At 66.1% G+C, this 15,409-nt stretch carries 13 protein-coding genes; 6 read left to right on the top strand and 7 right to left on the bottom strand.

Features of this window, described 5'->3' with window-relative positions:
* Nucleotides 1-12: 12 nt before the first annotated feature.
* From CXR03_RS14830 to CXR03_RS14805, 6 genes are all read right to left on the bottom strand, one after another.
* Complete coding sequence (locus CXR03_RS14830; RefSeq protein ID WP_104104503.1) at nucleotides 13-846, bottom strand: PP2C family serine/threonine-protein phosphatase; 834 nt, start codon at nucleotides 844-846, stop codon at nucleotides 13-15.
* Between the two features lie 184 nt (nucleotides 847-1,030).
* Nucleotides 1,031-2,212, bottom strand: coding sequence for an adenylate/guanylate cyclase domain-containing protein (locus tag CXR03_RS14825; protein WP_258073669.1), 1,182 nt, complete (start codon nucleotides 2,210-2,212; stop codon nucleotides 1,031-1,033).
* Nucleotides 2,205-2,780, bottom strand: coding sequence for a PH domain-containing protein (locus CXR03_RS14820; protein WP_104104502.1), 576 nt, complete (start codon nucleotides 2,778-2,780; stop codon nucleotides 2,205-2,207). The genes CXR03_RS14825 and CXR03_RS14820 overlap by 8 nt, the downstream gene beginning before the upstream one ends.
* Complete coding sequence (locus tag CXR03_RS14815) at nucleotides 2,777-3,661, bottom strand: biotin--[acetyl-CoA-carboxylase] ligase (protein WP_104104698.1); 885 nt, start codon at nucleotides 3,659-3,661, stop codon at nucleotides 2,777-2,779. Before CXR03_RS14815 ends, CXR03_RS14820 begins: the two co-directional genes overlap by 4 nt.
* Nucleotides 3,662-3,738: 77 nt before the next feature.
* Nucleotides 3,739-4,587 carry an NAD(P)-dependent oxidoreductase gene (locus tag CXR03_RS14810; protein WP_104104501.1) on the bottom strand — a complete coding sequence of 283 codons (849 nt, stop codon included), beginning with the start codon at nucleotides 4,585-4,587 and terminating at the stop codon, nucleotides 3,739-3,741.
* A 275-nt stretch (nucleotides 4,588-4,862) separates the two neighbouring features.
* A complete protein-coding gene (locus CXR03_RS14805; RefSeq protein ID WP_146070538.1) occupies nucleotides 4,863-5,507 on the bottom strand; it encodes a hypothetical protein in 645 nt (214 codons plus the stop codon).
* A 555-nt stretch (nucleotides 5,508-6,062) separates the two neighbouring features.
* Here CXR03_RS14805 and CXR03_RS14800 point away from each other — a divergent pair.
* The 5 genes from CXR03_RS14800 (at nucleotide 6,063) to CXR03_RS14780 (ending at nucleotide 12,065) form a co-directional block, all read left to right on the top strand.
* On the top strand, nucleotides 6,063-7,658 hold the full coding sequence (locus CXR03_RS14800) for an acyl-CoA carboxylase subunit beta (RefSeq protein WP_104104499.1): 1,596 nt from the start codon (nucleotides 6,063-6,065) through the stop codon (nucleotides 7,656-7,658).
* A complete protein-coding gene (locus tag CXR03_RS14795) occupies nucleotides 7,655-7,915 on the top strand; it encodes an acyl-CoA carboxylase subunit epsilon (protein ID WP_258073668.1) in 261 nt (86 codons plus the stop codon). The genes CXR03_RS14800 and CXR03_RS14795 overlap by 4 nt, the downstream gene beginning before the upstream one ends.
* A gap of 114 nt (nucleotides 7,916-8,029) precedes the next feature.
* On the top strand, nucleotides 8,030-9,724 hold the full coding sequence (locus tag CXR03_RS14790; RefSeq protein ID WP_104104697.1) for a DUF885 domain-containing protein: 1,695 nt from the start codon (nucleotides 8,030-8,032) through the stop codon (nucleotides 9,722-9,724).
* A gap of 182 nt (nucleotides 9,725-9,906) precedes the next feature.
* On the top strand, nucleotides 9,907-11,334 hold the full coding sequence (locus tag CXR03_RS14785; protein WP_258073667.1) for a dicarboxylate/amino acid:cation symporter: 1,428 nt from the start codon (nucleotides 9,907-9,909) through the stop codon (nucleotides 11,332-11,334).
* Between the two features lie 95 nt (nucleotides 11,335-11,429).
* Entirely contained in the window at nucleotides 11,430-12,065 is a 636-nt protein-coding gene (locus CXR03_RS14780) for a nucleoside triphosphate pyrophosphatase (RefSeq protein WP_104104496.1), read from the top strand.
* Nucleotides 12,066-12,247: 182 nt separating this feature from the next.
* On the opposite strand, the gene CXR03_RS14775 is transcribed toward CXR03_RS14780, so the two are convergent.
* A complete protein-coding gene (locus tag CXR03_RS14775) occupies nucleotides 12,248-12,820 on the bottom strand; it encodes an endonuclease domain-containing protein (protein ID WP_104104696.1) in 573 nt (190 codons plus the stop codon).
* Between the two features lie 625 nt (nucleotides 12,821-13,445).
* Here CXR03_RS14775 and CXR03_RS14770 point away from each other — a divergent pair.
* Nucleotides 13,446-15,335, top strand: coding sequence for an acetyl/propionyl/methylcrotonyl-CoA carboxylase subunit alpha (locus tag CXR03_RS14770; protein ID WP_104104495.1), 1,890 nt, complete (start codon nucleotides 13,446-13,448; stop codon nucleotides 15,333-15,335).
* The last annotated feature ends 74 nt before the right edge of the window (nucleotides 15,336-15,409 follow it).

Here is a 15,409-nt window from a genome sequence, read left to right as displayed (position 1 = left end):
GGACGGCCGGGTTTACGATTCCGTCGCGACAGCTGCCGGCTGCGGTTCCGCTGCACTGGACACGCCTGCGGCGGCCTGTCCGGTGCGTTCGTTAGCCGTCTCGACGTCCACCACCAGCACCGTAATGTTGTCCCGCCCGCCGGACCGCAGCGCCGCCTGAACCATGGCGGCGCAGGCATCCTGCGGGTTGGCCACTGTGGACAGAATCTGCTGCAGCTGCCCGTCGCTGATTTCCCCGGTCAATCCGTCGGAGCAGACCAGCAGACGGTCGCCCGGTTCCACCGGGATCAGCCAGTAGTCTGCCTGCGTGTCGCTGCCTGTTCCCAGTGCGCGTGTCACGACGTGGCGGCGCGGATGGATGAGCGCTTCATCGGGCGTAATCTGGCCCATGTCCACCAGTTCCTGGACCTCACTGTGATCCACGGTGATCTGTTCCAGCGCTCCGCCGGTCAGCCGATAGGTGCGGGAGTCTCCCACATTGAAGACCAGCCAGCACGGAACGCCGTCCCCGGAGACCAGGACCGCTCCGGTCACCGTGGTGCCGGCACGGCCCCCGGTGGCCTCGCGGATTCGAGTGTCGGCTTCGCGCAGAAGTGCCCGCAGCTCGTCGGCTCCCACCTCCGGAAGGTGTTCACCCACAAACGCCGCTTCGCCCAGGGTGCGGACGCAGATGCTGCTCGCCACTTCCCCGGCTTCGTGTCCGCCCATGCCGTCGGCAACAGCGAACACGGGATCCGCGGCGATCAGCGAATCCTCGTTCTGTTCCCGGCGTAAACCGCGGTCTGAGGCGTAGCCAAAGACTGCACGGAGTTCCAAACCCGGGGATGTCGTTTCGTCGGAGTTCATTCACGCCCTATCCGGAAGCTGCCCGCTGTGTGGACCACAGCAGTGACACATATTACGCCTTGTCACATCACCCTAGCGGAATCTGCTGGGTGGCGGCCCGATGCCGGCTGCCAACATTCCGTGCCGTCCCTGCAAGTGCCGCACTTTTCCGGTGCAGCCCCGTTCAGGCCAGTCCAGGTTCAGGCTAGTCCAGGATCAGGCCCGGTCCGGTCCCGCGGGCCAGGGTCACCGGATGGATCTCACCGAATCCGCGCACGTTGCGGGGCTGGTGCGGAATGAGGATAAACCGGTCATTGTTCCGCAGAGCAGCTGCAGTGGAGGCATCTGTCAGCACCGTTCCAGGCTCGGCCAGGGACGTCAAACGCGATGCCAGGTTCACGGTGGGACCGTAAATGTCGCCCAGCCGGGACAGCACCCGTCCCCAAACCAGGGACACCCGGGCCGCCGGCAGCAGCTCATCCTCGGTGAAGGCCTTGGCCAGCGCCAGTGAAATCTCGGCTCCGGCTTCAGGGGTTTCCGCGTTGAAGAGCACTTCGTCACCGATGGTTTTCACCAGCCTGCCGCCGCCCACCGAAATGATCTCAGCGCATTTGTGCTCAAAGCGCTGGACCATCTGGGCAAGGGTCTTTTCGTTCATCTGCCGTGACAGGGAGGTATAGGACACCAGATCCGCGAAGCCGACGGCGCGGGCCAGCGGCAGCGGGTTATCGTCCGAAGCGGAGCCGTCATGGCTGGCCAGACCGGCCTCGGCGCGCAGTGCCAGCCGCTGGACGGCGGAGTTCATCTGCCGCTTCCAGGCGTACACCAGGGTCTTTTCCAGCGGTTCGATCAGGGCCGGCAATGCGGCCACGAGGGCCTTGCGGGCCTCGGCGTCGGGAATTCCGCGCTGGACCACCATTTCCTCAACGAGCGCCTCGATCTGCCACACCACCATGCGGTCCGTCATCTGGCCGATCGAGCGCATGATCGAAATAGCTGCCTCTTCGGTCAGCTGCTCGTCACGGACGAGTTCAATGACCGTGGTCAAGGCCTCGCGGTCCTGCTCAGTGAAGAACACGGCGTCGTCGTCGAGGTTGGGAAAGCCCATCGCGCGCCACAGCTTGCGGGCGGACAGGAGGGAGACACCGGCTTCAGCGGCAGCCTCACGCCGTTTGAGGGTTCGCGGTCCGCCGATCAGCTGGGCTTCGAGCTTCCGCACGTCCTCGCGGTCAATGACAGCAGGGTTGGTTGTGCCTGCAGGCTCGCCGGAGCCGCGCTCCGCGTCCGGCTCTGCCGCAGCTTCGGGCTGGACTCGGGGTCGGACAGCGGGCATGGACAGGGTCATGGGTTCGGGATCCGCACCGACGTCGCGGCCTTCCTCACTCATCGCCCCTCCCTTCGTAGTCGTATTCCCCATCTCCATCAATATCTACACCATCAAACATGGCGGTCATGGGCAGCTGGCCTATGGCAGCAAGCACGATGGCCTTGAACTTGTGCACTTCCGGGACATGTTCGTAATGCACCGTCTGGCCGTAGCCAACATCCACCACCAGCGTTCCGGAGCGCTGCATGCGGTCCGGAACGGTCTGCCACGCCTCCAGCTGAAAGACCGAGGCGAGCGACAGTTCGCGCTCCCGCCGCCGCAGCACGCCCTGCCGGTGGATCAGGCGCTGGTTGGTCACGATGTACCGCGAAAACGCCCAGCGCAGCACGGGAGGCACACAAAACCGGGCCAGCAGGACGGCCGCAATGACGACGACGGCGGGCTGCAGGTAGCCGCGCCAGTCGGCAACCTGTCCGGGCAGGGCGTCCCGGTCAAGGTAGCCGTAGCCGAAACCGGCCGCCGCACACACCACCACGGCCAGGACCACGGGCCAGGCCAGCTGGCGGGCGTGCGGCCTGCTGGCCACGATGATCCGCTCCCCCGGCGCCAGATTCAGCCGGATGCTCACGCCTGAACGGCGCGCAGGTGCACCACGTCGCCGGCAACGACTGCATGCCGCTCACCGGCTTCGTCCACCAGGACCAGTGATCCGTACGCGTCCAGGGCCACGGCCCGGCCCGTCAGGGACTTGCCGCCGGGAAGTTCGGCACGGACCTCCTGGCCCAGGGTTGCCATGCGGGCACTGATCTTTTCCAGCAGCGAGGTGCCGTCCGCCCACGGGCGGGAGGCATCGCCGTCGACCGCCCGGAACTGGGCATATTTGTCCGCCAGCTCCCGGATGTAGTCCTCCAGCAGGATGTTGCGGTCAGTGGTGGAGGCGTATTCCATGAGCAGCGACGTTGCGGTGGGCACCGGCAGGTCCTCGTCGGTGAGGGAGACGTTCATGCCCGCTCCCACTATGACGGCGGGAGGGGCGCCGGAAGAGTCCATCACCAGCTGCGCCAGGACGCCGGCAAGCTTCCGCCCGTCCACCATGACATCATTGGGCCATTTCAGCCGGGCCTCGACGCCGGTGCGCCGGGCCACTGACTCGGCCAGGGCCAGGGCGGCCAGCAGCGAAAGCCAGCCGTAGGACTGGGTGGGCAGCGGACGGCCCTCGGCGTTCACCGGACGGAGCAGGACGCTGACAAACAGCGACGAGCGCGGCGGAGCCTCCCACGTGCGGCCCAGCCTGCCTCTGCCGGCCGTCTGCATGTCCGCCGTCAGGACCGAAAGATCGGGGACGTCGGAGGGGCGCAGGCGCGCCCGTTCTGCCAAATCAGTGTTCGTGGAGCCGGTTTCCGCCACCACATCCAGCTGCGCCAGGGGTCCCTGCGGCGCCACGAGTGCAGCCCGGAGGCGTTCCTGGTCGAGCCCGGGTCTTTCCATGCTGGAGTAACGCAGTTGCATGCCTTCGATCTTACGCGGGCCCGCCGACATTGCCCTGCGGCCGGATCCGGCCGCAGGGTTCGGTGTCCTTCGGTGACCTAGAGGAAGAAGTCCTGCATGAGCTTGTCCTCGGGCGCGCCGAGTGAATACGGACGGAAATCGGTGATGCCCTCTTCGCGCAGCACCTGCTCATCCGTGTAGAAGTTGCCGGTGGCTTCGCGGCTGGGCCGGGTCAGCACGGCGTGGGCCGCGTCGGCCATGATGTCGGAGCTGCGCGAGGCGGCTGCCATGGTCTCGCCGCCGAGGTTACGGATGGCGGCGGTGTCAATGGCGGTGACAGGCCAGAGCGAGTTCACCGCGACGCCGTCGTCCTTGAGTTCCTCCGCGAGTCCGAGCGTTGTCAGCGACATGCCGTACTTGGCCATCGTGTAGGCCAGATAGGATCCGGCCCACTTGGGATCCAGGTTCAGCGGGGGCGAGAGCGTGAGGATGTGGGGGTTCTCCGACCGGCGCAGGGCATCCAGGGAGAACTTGGAGAGCATGAACGTGCCGCGGGTGTTGATGTCGGCCATCAGGTCATAGCTCTTCATGGTCATGTCATCGGTGCCGCGCAGGTCGATTGCGGAGGCATTGTTGACGACAATGTCGATGCCCCCGAAGGCCTCCACCGTTTCGGCCACGGCGCGGGCGACGTCGTCGTCGTTCCGCACGTCGCCAATGATCGGCAGGGCCTTGCCGCCGGCCGCGTTCAGCTGGTCAGCCGCAGTGTAGACAGTGCCCTGCAGCTTGGGATGCGGCTCGGCGGTTTTAGCCATGATGGCAATGTTGGCGCCGTCGGCGGCTGCGCGCAGGGCGATGGCCAGGCCGATGCCGCGGCTGCCGCCGGACATCAGGATGGTGCGCCCGGCGAGGGAACGGGTCGTGGATTCAGGTGTGAGAGAGGTCATGGCAACAGGCTAATGCACGCGGGCCCATTATGTTACTCGCCAGTAACATCCAATTTCGGTTCGGTCCGCTGTACTCCCGGCATGGGAGTTCCGCGGTCGCGTTTCGCCAGGCGATGTTCAGCGGGCCTGCCTGCACCCTCCTCATGCCGCGTCACCAGAATCCTTCGTGCAGATGCGGGGGAATGCCCGAATTCTTCGTGCAGATCCGGGGCTTATATCGGCCCAAAAGCGGGTTTTGGGCCCGTTATCTGCACGAAGGAATCCAGCAGCACCCGTTACCCCTGCACGAGGTACAGCGCGAACAGCACCACCACCGTCGCCAGCGCCAGCCTCAGCAGGAAATAAGCCTGCGGATACCTGCGGGCAAGGCGCAGCCACACGCCGGATTCGCCGACGGGCCAGGAACGAGACTCGCAGCGGATGACCGTCAAGGTAAAGAAGATTGCTCCAGCCACGCCGCACACGGCGGTCAATGCGCCGACCAAATCCGCGTTGCCGGTCAATCCGCCGCCCAGCAGGACACCAAGAGCCAGTCCTAGTGAGCTTCCCCGACCCACGAAATCCAGATACCGGGCCATGCCCGGGAGAAAGACAGCACGGAAACGGCGGGGGGCCTCCCGACGGAGGAGGCGTCGGACGGCTGCGCCCTGCAACCGCTCGGTGCGGGCCAAATCCTGGAGCGTGTTTGCGGCGGCCACCGTTTGGGCCAGCTCCGGGAGCAGGTCGGCTGCCGGTATCCGCTGTGCCGGCGAAAGAGCCGGCCGGCTGATCAGCTGCAGCAGAGCCTTCTGCGACGCAGCGCGTTCGGATTCAAGCGGTCGGGAAAGGAGGGCGCGCCGGGTTCGCCGGAGAAATGCGGCATCCCGGCGACGGACGTTGGCCTCAGAACGATCGGGCAGCACCGAACGAACAGACAGCACAGACTTCCCCGACCGCACAGACTTCCCTGACAGCACAGATTGGACAGGCCAAGCAGCCCTGGAAAACCCTAGCTCCGCCGGTACCGTCCCCCAGCCAAGCTCCTGCATCCGGGCAGCGACAAGCTCCAGATAAGCGTCCCGGAGCGCCGGAACCCCGGCATAGTCCCAGCAGGCCCGCGCCAGGATCCAGACACCAAAACCGGCAGTCACCAAAGCAGCCGCCTGCAGCACCACCCATAAGTCCGTTTCCATCACGGCGTCCAGCACCTCCCCCAGTGGACCGGCAACCCCTGCAGGTCGGGAGAAATCCTTTCACAGCACCCCTACTGTTACGGCTGCACCGTCATCAGGGGACGAACAAGAGACGCTCGCCCCGCGGACACCAGGCCAAGGGCAACGGTGCGAAATTGTAGGATCCCTACACCGGGGACCGGTGAATGACCTCACTAGACTGGATAAATCGCCGTGCGCGTTGTGCAATTCCTACTTAACGCAGAAATGCCGCACCAATACCGCACGGCACATGCCCCAACCACTGCGCACTCCGGAGACCAGATGAGCATCGACCAGGACCTTGATCTGCAGACCACAGCCGGCAAGATCGCAGAGTACCGCCGCCGCCAGGAGCAGGCGCAAATGCCGTCCGGTCCGGCCGCCGTCGAGAAGCAGCACGCCCGGGGCAAACACACTGCCCGCGAGCGCATCGAGATGCTCGTTGATGCCGGGTCCTTCGTCGAATTCGATGCCCTCGCCGTACACCGGTCCACCGCGTTCGGCATGGAAAAGAAGAAGCCGCTGGGCGACGGCCTGGTGTCGGGTTACGCCACCGTGGACGGCCGGCCCATCGCGGTCTACAGCCAGGACTTCACCGTGTACGGCGGATCGCTGAGCCAGGTCAACGGCGAGAAGATCGTCAAGGTCCAGGAACATGCCCTGCGCAACGGCTGCCCCGTCGTCGGCATCCTGGACGGCGGCGGCGCCCGCATCCAGGAAGGCGTTGCCTCACTGGCCATGTTTGCGGACATCTTCCGCAACAACGTCCATGCCTCCGGCGTGGTCCCGCAGATCTCCCTCATCATGGGCCCGTCCGCCGGCGGGGCTGCCTACTCCCCCGCACTGACCGACTTTGTGGTCATGGTGGACAAGACCAGCCACATGTTCATCACCGGGCCCGACGTCATCAAGACCGTCACCGGCGAGGACGTGGACATGGAAACCCTCGGCGGCGCCCGGCAGCACAACGCCAACACCGGCACCTCCGCGTATCTGGCCTCCGATGAAGAGGACGCCATCGAGTTTGTCCGCGAACTGCTGGACTTCCTGCCGTCCAACAACCTTGCCGAGGCTCCGCTGGCAGCGTTCGCTTCGGACATGGAACTGAACGACGGCGATCTTGCCCTGGATGAACTCATCCCGGATTCGGCCAACCAGCCGTACGACATGCGCGCGGTCATTGAGCAGGTGCTCGACGACGGCCATTTCCTGGAGATGCAGGCCCTCTACGCCCCCAACGTGATGATCGGCTACGGCCGGGTCGAAGGACACACGGTGGGCATCGTGGCGAATCAGCCGATGCAGTTCGCCGGCACCCTGGACATCGCCGCCTCCGAAAAGGCCGCCCGGTTTGTCCGCCACTGCGACGCCTTCAACATCCCCATCCTCACCTTCGTGGACGTGCCGGGCTTCCTGCCGGGCAAGGACCAGGAGTTCCAGGGCATCATCCGCCGCGGCGCCAAGCTGCTCTACGCCTACGCCGAGGCTACGGTTCCCAAACTCACTGTCATCACCCGCAAGGCGTACGGCGGCGCGTACATCGTGATGGGTTCCAAGAAGCTCGGTGCGGACCTGAACCTCGCCTGGCCCACGGCCCAGATTGGCGTCATGGGCGCCCAGGGCGCAGTGAACATCCTCTACCGCGGCCAGCTCAAGCAGGCGGCCGACGCCGGTGAAAGCGTTGAGCAGGCACGCGCGGATTACATCGCCCAGTATGAGGAAGAGCTGCTCAACCCGTACCAGGCCGCCGAGCTCGGGTACGTTGACGCCGTCGTCGCCCCTTCCGAAACCCGCCTCCAGCTGATCCGCGGGCTGCGCGCACTGCGGGACAAGCGCGCGTCGCTGCCGGCCAAGAAGCACGGGAACATCCCGCTGTGACGGCCTGGGATATGCCGGACACCTGGGGCCGGGAACCGCAGGCCGCACCCCCGCAGCCTCCCCTGTTCTCCGTGCTGGCGGGAAACCCGTCCGAGGAGGAACTCGCGGCGCTGGCCGCCGTCGTGATGGGCCTGAGCGCAGACGACGGCGTGGCGCGCCCTGCGCCGGAATCCGCCCGCCGCACCTGGCACCGGCGGCGGATGCTCAGCCTGGCGCCCAAGCCCGGCCCCGGCTCCTGGCGGCGCAGCTTCCGCTAGCCGGCGGCCCGCGGGGCAACTGTTTGCGTTACGTTGTGATTTCATTCATCCGGGGATGTCCGAGGGACCGGTTAGGCTTCACCTGTGACCCAACAGACTCCTTCATCAGATCCCCTGTCCTTCGCTGGCTCGCACACCCGCCAGCCGACCGCCATCGACGCCGTTGCCGATGCCTTCACCGAGACGCTGCTGCAGCTGGATCCGTCCCTAGCCACCTCGCTGGGCATCCCCGGCCACGAAACCGAATACGCGGACTATTCCCCTGCCGGCCTGGAATCCGTTGCCGAAGCCATCCGCGAGACCCTGGAACGCCTGGACGGCCTGCAGCCGACCGACGACGTTGACCGGGTAACCCTCGACGCCATGCACGAGCGCCTGGGCCTGGAACTGGAAATCCACGAGTCCGGCTGGAACCTCTCGGACCTGAACAACATCGCGTCCCCGGCCCAGGAAATCCGGTCGATCTTCGACCTCATGCCTGCTGCCACCGTGGAGGACTGGCAGCACATTGCCGGCCGCCTGCACAACGTTGCCGACGCTGTCTCCGGCTACATCACCTCCCTGCGTGCCGGGAGCGAGCGCGGCCTGCTGCCGGCCCGCCGCCAGGTGCTGATTGTCATGGAGCAAACCACCAAGTACGCCGAAGACGGCGGCTTCTTTGACAGTTACGTCACCGGTGCCGCACTGGCCGACGGCGGCGACCTTCCCGAGAGCCTCAACGCTGCTCTGCGCACCGGTGCCGACTCCGCCCGCGCCGCCTACCGCAACCTGGCCGCGTTCCTGGAAAACGAACTGCTGCCGAAAGCACCGGAAAAGGACGCCGTCGGCCGGGAGCGCTACGCGTTGATGTCCCGCCGCTTCCTGGGCTCCGCCGTTGATTTGGAAGAAACCTACGCGTGGGGTGTGGCCGAACTGGACCGCATCATTGCCGAGCAGGAAGCCGTGGCCGAGCAGATTAAGCCCGGCGCCACCGTCGAAGAGGCCATGCGCCTGCTTGACGAGGATCCCGACCGCCAGCTGCACGGCACCGATGAGCTGCAGGCCTGGATGCAGGGCCTGGCGGACCGCGCCGTACAGGACCTCGCCGGCACCCACTTCCAGATTGACGGGCCCATGCGCGAGATCGAGTGCATGATTGCCCCCACCCAGGAAGGCGGCATCTACTACACCGGTCCCAGCGACGATTTTTCCCGCCCGGGCCGCATGTGGTGGTCCGTCCCCGCCGGTGAAGACACCTTCACCACGTGGAAGGAAACCACCACCGTCTACCACGAGGGTGTTCCCGGACATCACCTCCAAATCGCGACGGCGACGGCGGCCCGCGGGCTGCTGAACAACTGGCGCCGCAACATCTGCTGGGTCTCCGGACACGGCGAAGGCTGGGCCCTGTACGCCGAGCGGCTCATGGACGAGTTGGGCTACCTCAGCGATCCCGGCGACAAGATGGGCATGCTGGATGCCCAGCGCATGCGGGCCGCCCGCGTGGTCTTCGACATCGGCGTGCACCTGGAACTGGAAATCCCCGAACGCTGGGGCTCCGGAACCTGGACCTCCGAAAAGGGATACGAGTTCCTGAAGCAGAACATCGCCATCTCCGAAGGGCAGCTGAACTTCGAGTTCACCCGCTACCTCGGCTGGCCCGGACAGGCCCCCGCCTACAAGCTGGGCCAGCGGCTCTGGGAGCAGATCCGCGACGAGGTGCGCAGCCGGGAAGGCGAGGACTTCGACCAGAAACGCTTCCACACCCGAGCCCTGGAGCTCGGGTCCGTGGGACTGGACACGCTGCGCCGGGCACTGCTGGAGGCGTAACCCCCGCCACTTTCAGAGCGATATTCATCACAGTACGAGCCGGAATAACCCCCGGGGTAGGCAGCACACCGCCATATCCCGGGGGTTTTCGCTTGATCCGCCGCGGCCCGTGCCAATTCTGCGGCGTAACATTTCGCAACGAGCAATCTCCTCTGATAAAGACTGCCTACTAGCATCTTTAGGTGACCACACAGACCCCCTCCCCCAAGACTTCCTCCGGCCGCAGGCTGCCCCGCTGGATGACTGCGTTCGGACCGCAGATCATCATCGCCCTCATCGCGGGCCTGCTGCTGGGCCTGCTGGCCAAGAACATGGGCACCGTCGGCGACGGCGAGCCCAACTGGCTGACGACCACGCTGACCACCATCGGCACGAGTTACGTCTCGCTGCTGAAGGCCGCCGTCGTCCCCCTGATCTTCACCGCCGTCGTCAGTTCCATTGCCAACCTGCGTGAGGTGTCCAACGCCGCCCGCCTGGCCTGGCAGACGCTGCTCTGGTTCGCTATCACGGCACTTATCGCCGTGGTGATCGGCATCCTGCTGGGCGTCATCATGCAGCCCGGTGCCAACGCCGACGCCGAGCCGCCCGCCGAATACCAGGGCGGCACCGGAAGCTGGATGGGCTTCCTGACCGGCCTGATTCCGGCCAACTTCCTGGGCCTGACCGCCAGCACCTCGATCGCCGAGTCCGGCGCCGCCTCCACCGCCATGAACTTCAACGTGCTGCAGGTACTGGTCATCGCGATCGCCGTCGGCATTGCCGCGTTGAAGGTCGGCAAGCCCGCTGCCCCGTTCCTGGCACTGAACGCCTCGGCGCTGGCCGTCATCCAGAAGGTCCTGTGGTGGATCATCCGCTTGGCTCCGCTGGGCACCGTGGGTCTGATCGGCCGCGCCGTGGCCACCTACGGATGGGACACCATCGGTTCACTGGGCATGTTCGCCATCGCCATCTACGTTGGCCTGGCCATTGTCCTGTTCGTGGTTTACCCGGTGCTCATCAAGGCCCACGGCCTGTCCATCCGCCAGTGGTTCTCCGGCGCCTGGCCCGCCATCCAGCTGGCCTTCGTTTCCCGCTCCTCCGTGGGCACCCTCCCGCTGACCCAGCGTGTCACCGAGCGGAACCTCGGCGTACCCCGGGCCTACGCCTCCTTCGCCGTGCCGCTGGGCGCCACCACCAAGATGGACGGCTGCGCCTCGATCTACCCGGCCATCTCCGCGATCTTCGTGGCGCAGTTCTTCGGCATTGATCTGGGCTTCACCGACTACCTGCTGATCGCCCTGGTCTCCGTGCTGGGTTCTGCCGCGACCGCCGGAACCACCGGCGCCGTCGTCATGCTGACCCTGACCCTGTCCACCCTGGGCCTGCCGCTGGCCGGCGTGGGCCTGCTGCTGGCCATCGACCCGATCCTGGACATGGGCCGCACTGCCGTGAACGTGGCCGGGCAGACCGTCGTTCCTGCTATCGTCGCCAAGCGCAACGGCCTGCTGGACCTGCCGATGTACAACGCCAGGCGCAACGGCGATCCGTTTGCCGACGACTCCGAAGAGGTTGCCGCCGAGGTGACCGACGCCGTCGAGGCCACGGTGCCCGGCTCCGCCCAGGCGCGTTGATGTACTGATTGTTGTCGCGGTGAAGGCCGTCCCGGATTTCCGGGGCGGCCTTCTCACGTTTCGGGCCCCTGCACCGGCCCAGTTAGGCTTGAGGGGTGACTGACCTGAACCTGATCCTCGCTTCCGCCTCCCCCGCCCGCACCAAGCTGCTGACCAACGCGGGAATTGCCCATTCCGTGCTCGTGTCCGACGTCGACGAAGACGCCGTCACCGCCCGCTACGGTACACCGGACCCGCACGACACCGCACTGCTGCTCGCCCGCGCCAAAGCCGAAGCCGTTGCTGCGCTGCCCGAGGCCGAAGGATCCCTGGTGATCGGCTGCGACTCGGTCTTCGAGTTCGAGGGCGAAGCGCACGGCAAGCCCTGGGAACCCGAAGTGGCCCGCGAGCGCATCCGCCGGATGAGCGGCAAGGTGGGCGTGCTGCACACCGGACACTGGCTCGTGGATTGCCGCGACACGGAAGACGACGGCGGCTCCGGTGCTACGCTCGGCGGCGTCAGCTCCGCCTCGGTGTACTTCGCCAAGCTCACCGCCGAGGAGATCGACGCCTACGTCGCCACGGGCGAGCCCCTGCAGGTGGCCGGGTCCTTCACGATCGACTCCCTGGGCGGAGCGTTCATCGAGAAGGTCGACGGCGATCCGCATGCCGTCGTCGGCCTTTCCGTCTCGATGCTGCGCGAGCTGCTCGCCAGCGCCGGCGTCAAGATCACTGACCTCTGGGACCGGTAGGGTTCCCTGCCTGCTTCGGCGCGTTCCTGGGTTCCGAAGTGCCAGGTCCTCCGGGAATCCTTCGTGCAGATCACGGGCTCAAACCGGGTCCGCCGGAATCCTTCGTGCAGATCACGGGCTCAAACCGCCCGAAACTGCGCTTATAAGGCCGATATCTGCACGAAGGATTTTGGCAAAGCCCGTCATCTGCACGAAGGATCAGGAATCCACCCTCCCATCCTCAATCCCCGTTGCACTTTCGTGAGGACAGCGGCCTTTCCGCGTCTCATGTCTTCTTTGCTGATCTTCACCTGGTGCCAGCCAACTTCGGCTGTGAGAAGATCACGCCGATGGTCGCTATGCTGCTGCTCCGGCGAAAGGTGATGACCCCCGTCGTACTCCAGGCAGGTGCGGAACCGCTCGCAGGCTAAATCCGTCCACACCACCGGATGCCCCTGAGCGTTCACCAGCGGATAATTCGGAACAAACTCCGGCATTCCTTCGTGATGCAGCAGCAACCGCAGCCAGGACTCAGGCGGTGAATCTACTCCTACCCGCACCAACGACAACGCATCGCGTGCACGCTGTAGGTATGGCAGCCACTTCTTGGAGTCCAGATAAGCAGTCAGTTCGGCGAAAGTGACAACCGCGAATCGGGGCGGCCCGAACGAACGGTGGTGCTCGCTCACCAAATGATCCCCGGCAACCACCAGCTCATCAACGGAGAGCATCGAGGCCAAATCGAGCCAGGTCCGCTCCACCGACGTCACAGCCATCCCGGAGACAGTGACGATCTCCCGGCCGGTCAGCGCAAGCCGGTGCCCCGTAACCCACCGCCGTCTAGGCACTGCCTGCGACGGCTCCCTGCTCAGGTGGAGAGTGGCATCGGTTTCCTCTCGGCGTGGCACTACCATTCCGTGGATGCGTGCGGCAGTGATGTGGCTGATGACAGCCCCAGGCACGAGTTGCACATGAGGCCTGCATCGTTCAAGAAGCGTCGGTTCTTCATGTATCGGCACCCGTATTGCCCGGCTCGGCGTTTGAAGATCCGAACCCCTGAGACGGTCAGCGCTCACTCCTGCGGCCAGTCCTTGGGCGAGCGTAAAGGGACTCAACAGCTCGGGAGGCAGAGGGCGGCTGGGACGCATGCCTCTATTACGCAACGAATCGGCTCCGGGTGCAGAAGATATCCACAGCCCGCGCCTCCCGGCACCATGGGCGGACATCCGCAAAGCCCGGTGCAATCCGTAGCCCTGCCCCCGCCCGCCCGTACGAACGGCACTGGATTGTAGGGTCCCCACAACGAAACCGGGTGTCCCACGCAGAAACAGCACGCAATATGGCTGGAAACCACAAAATCGCGCTAGGCTCCGAACAGATCAAAAGGAGCCAGTGCATTCAATGAGCCAGTTCAACCCCGCACCCGCCGGCAGCCTGCAGGAAACCCCGCAGGGCACCCTGCAGGACCCGCAGGACGCCACCCAGACCACGCAGATCAGCACCCGCAGCATCACCAAGATCCTGATCGCCAACCGCGGCGAAATCGCCGTCCGGGTCATCCGGGCCGCCCGCGATGAAGGCCTGGCTTCGGTTGCCGTCTACGCCGACCCCGACCGGGACGCCCTGCACGTCCGCCTCGCCGACGAGGCCTACTCCCTGGGCGGCAGCACCGCCGCTGAGTCCTACCTGGACATGGGCAAGATCCTCGACGCCGCCCGCAAGTCGGGCGCCGACGCCATCCACCCCGGGTACGGTTTCCTCTCCGAAAACGCCGAGTTTGCCCAGCGCGTCATCGACGCCGGGCTGACCTGGATCGGCCCGTCCCCGCACGCCATTTCCCAGCTCGGTGACAAGGTCCAGGCCCGCCACATCGCGGCCAAGGTTGGCGCCCCGCTCGTGCCGGGCACCGCCGATCCGGTGAAGAACGCCCAGGAGGTGCTGGACTTCGCCGACGAGCACGGCCTGCCGCTGGCAATCAAGGCAGCCTTCGGCGGCGGCGGCCGCGGTATCAAGGTGGCCCGCACCCGCGAAGAAATCCCCGAAATGTTCGACTCCGCCGTCCGCGAAGCCACCGCAGCATTCGGCCGCGGCGAGTGCTTCATCGAGCGCTTCCTGGACGCCCCGCGCCACGTGGAAACCCAGTGCCTGGCCGATGCGCACGGCAACGTCGTCGTCGTCTCCACCCGCGACTGCTCGCTGCAGCGCCGCAACCAGAAGCTGGTGGAGGAAGCCCCCGCTCCGTTCCTGACGGAAGAGCAGAACCAGCGCCTGTACAACGCTTCCAAGGCCATCCTGCGCGAAGCCGGCTACCAGGGCGCCGGCACCTGCGAGTTCCTGGTCGGCACCGACGGCACCATCTCCTTCCTCGAGGTCAACACACGCCTGCAGGTTGAGCACCCGGTGTCCGAGGAAGTCACCGGCCTGGACCTGGTCCGCGAGCAGTTCCGGCTGGCCCGCGGCGAGGAGCTCGGCTACGGCGATCCCGAGATCCGCGGCCACGCCTTCGAATTCCGCATCAACGGCGAAGATCCCGGCCGCAGCTTCATGCCCGCTCCGGGCACCGTGGACACGCTCAAGCTGCCCACCGGCCCCGGCGTGCGCGTGGATTCGGGCATCGAAGCCGGCGAAACCGTGAGCGGCAACTTCGACTCCATGCTCGCCAAGCTGATCATCACCGGCGCCACCCGCGAGCAGGCCCTCCAGCGCGCCCGCCGTGCCCTGGCCGAAATGGAAATTACCGGCATGCCCACCGTGCTGCCGTTCCACGCCGCCGTGGTCGCGCATCCGGATTTCGCCCCGGCGGCCGGCCCGTTCAAGGTCCACACCCGCTGGATCGAGACCGACTTCGTCAACAACATCCCCTCGTGGTCCGGTGAGCAGAATTCACGGAACGACGACGGCGGCCGGCAGCGCGTCACCGTGGAGGTAGGCGGCAAGCGGCTCGACGTCGTGCTCCCGGCCGGACTCGGCGGCAACGGCAGCGCTTCCAACGGCACGGGCAACCGCGGAGCCGGCGCCAACGGCAAGGCCCGCAAGTCCTCGCGCAGCCGTGGCGGAGCCAACCCTGCCGCCACCGGCGACGACCTGACGTCCCCCATGCAGGGCACCATCGTCAAGGTGGCCGTAGAGGACGGTGCGCAGGTCGCCGAAGGTGATCTCGTCGTCGTACTCGAAGCCATGAAGATGGAACAGCCGCTCACCGCGCACAAGTCCGGCACCGTGTCGGGGCTGAGCGCACTGCCCGGTGCGACGGTGTCCGCCGGTGCTGTGATCGCGTCGATCCTGGACTGACCCCGGCAACAACGGCAACAACAAAACGGCTCGGCCCCCTTCACCGGGGACCGAGCCGTTGTCGTTAAGGCTGC

The sequence above is a fragment of the Arthrobacter sp. 08Y14 genome, from assembly GCF_002929455.1.
In the GTDB taxonomy this organism is placed as follows: Bacteria; Actinomycetota; Actinomycetes; order Actinomycetales; family Micrococcaceae; genus Arthrobacter_B; species Arthrobacter_B sunyaminii.
Note: the sequence above shows the minus strand (reverse complement) of the source record. Positions and strands in the feature narration are given on the sequence as shown.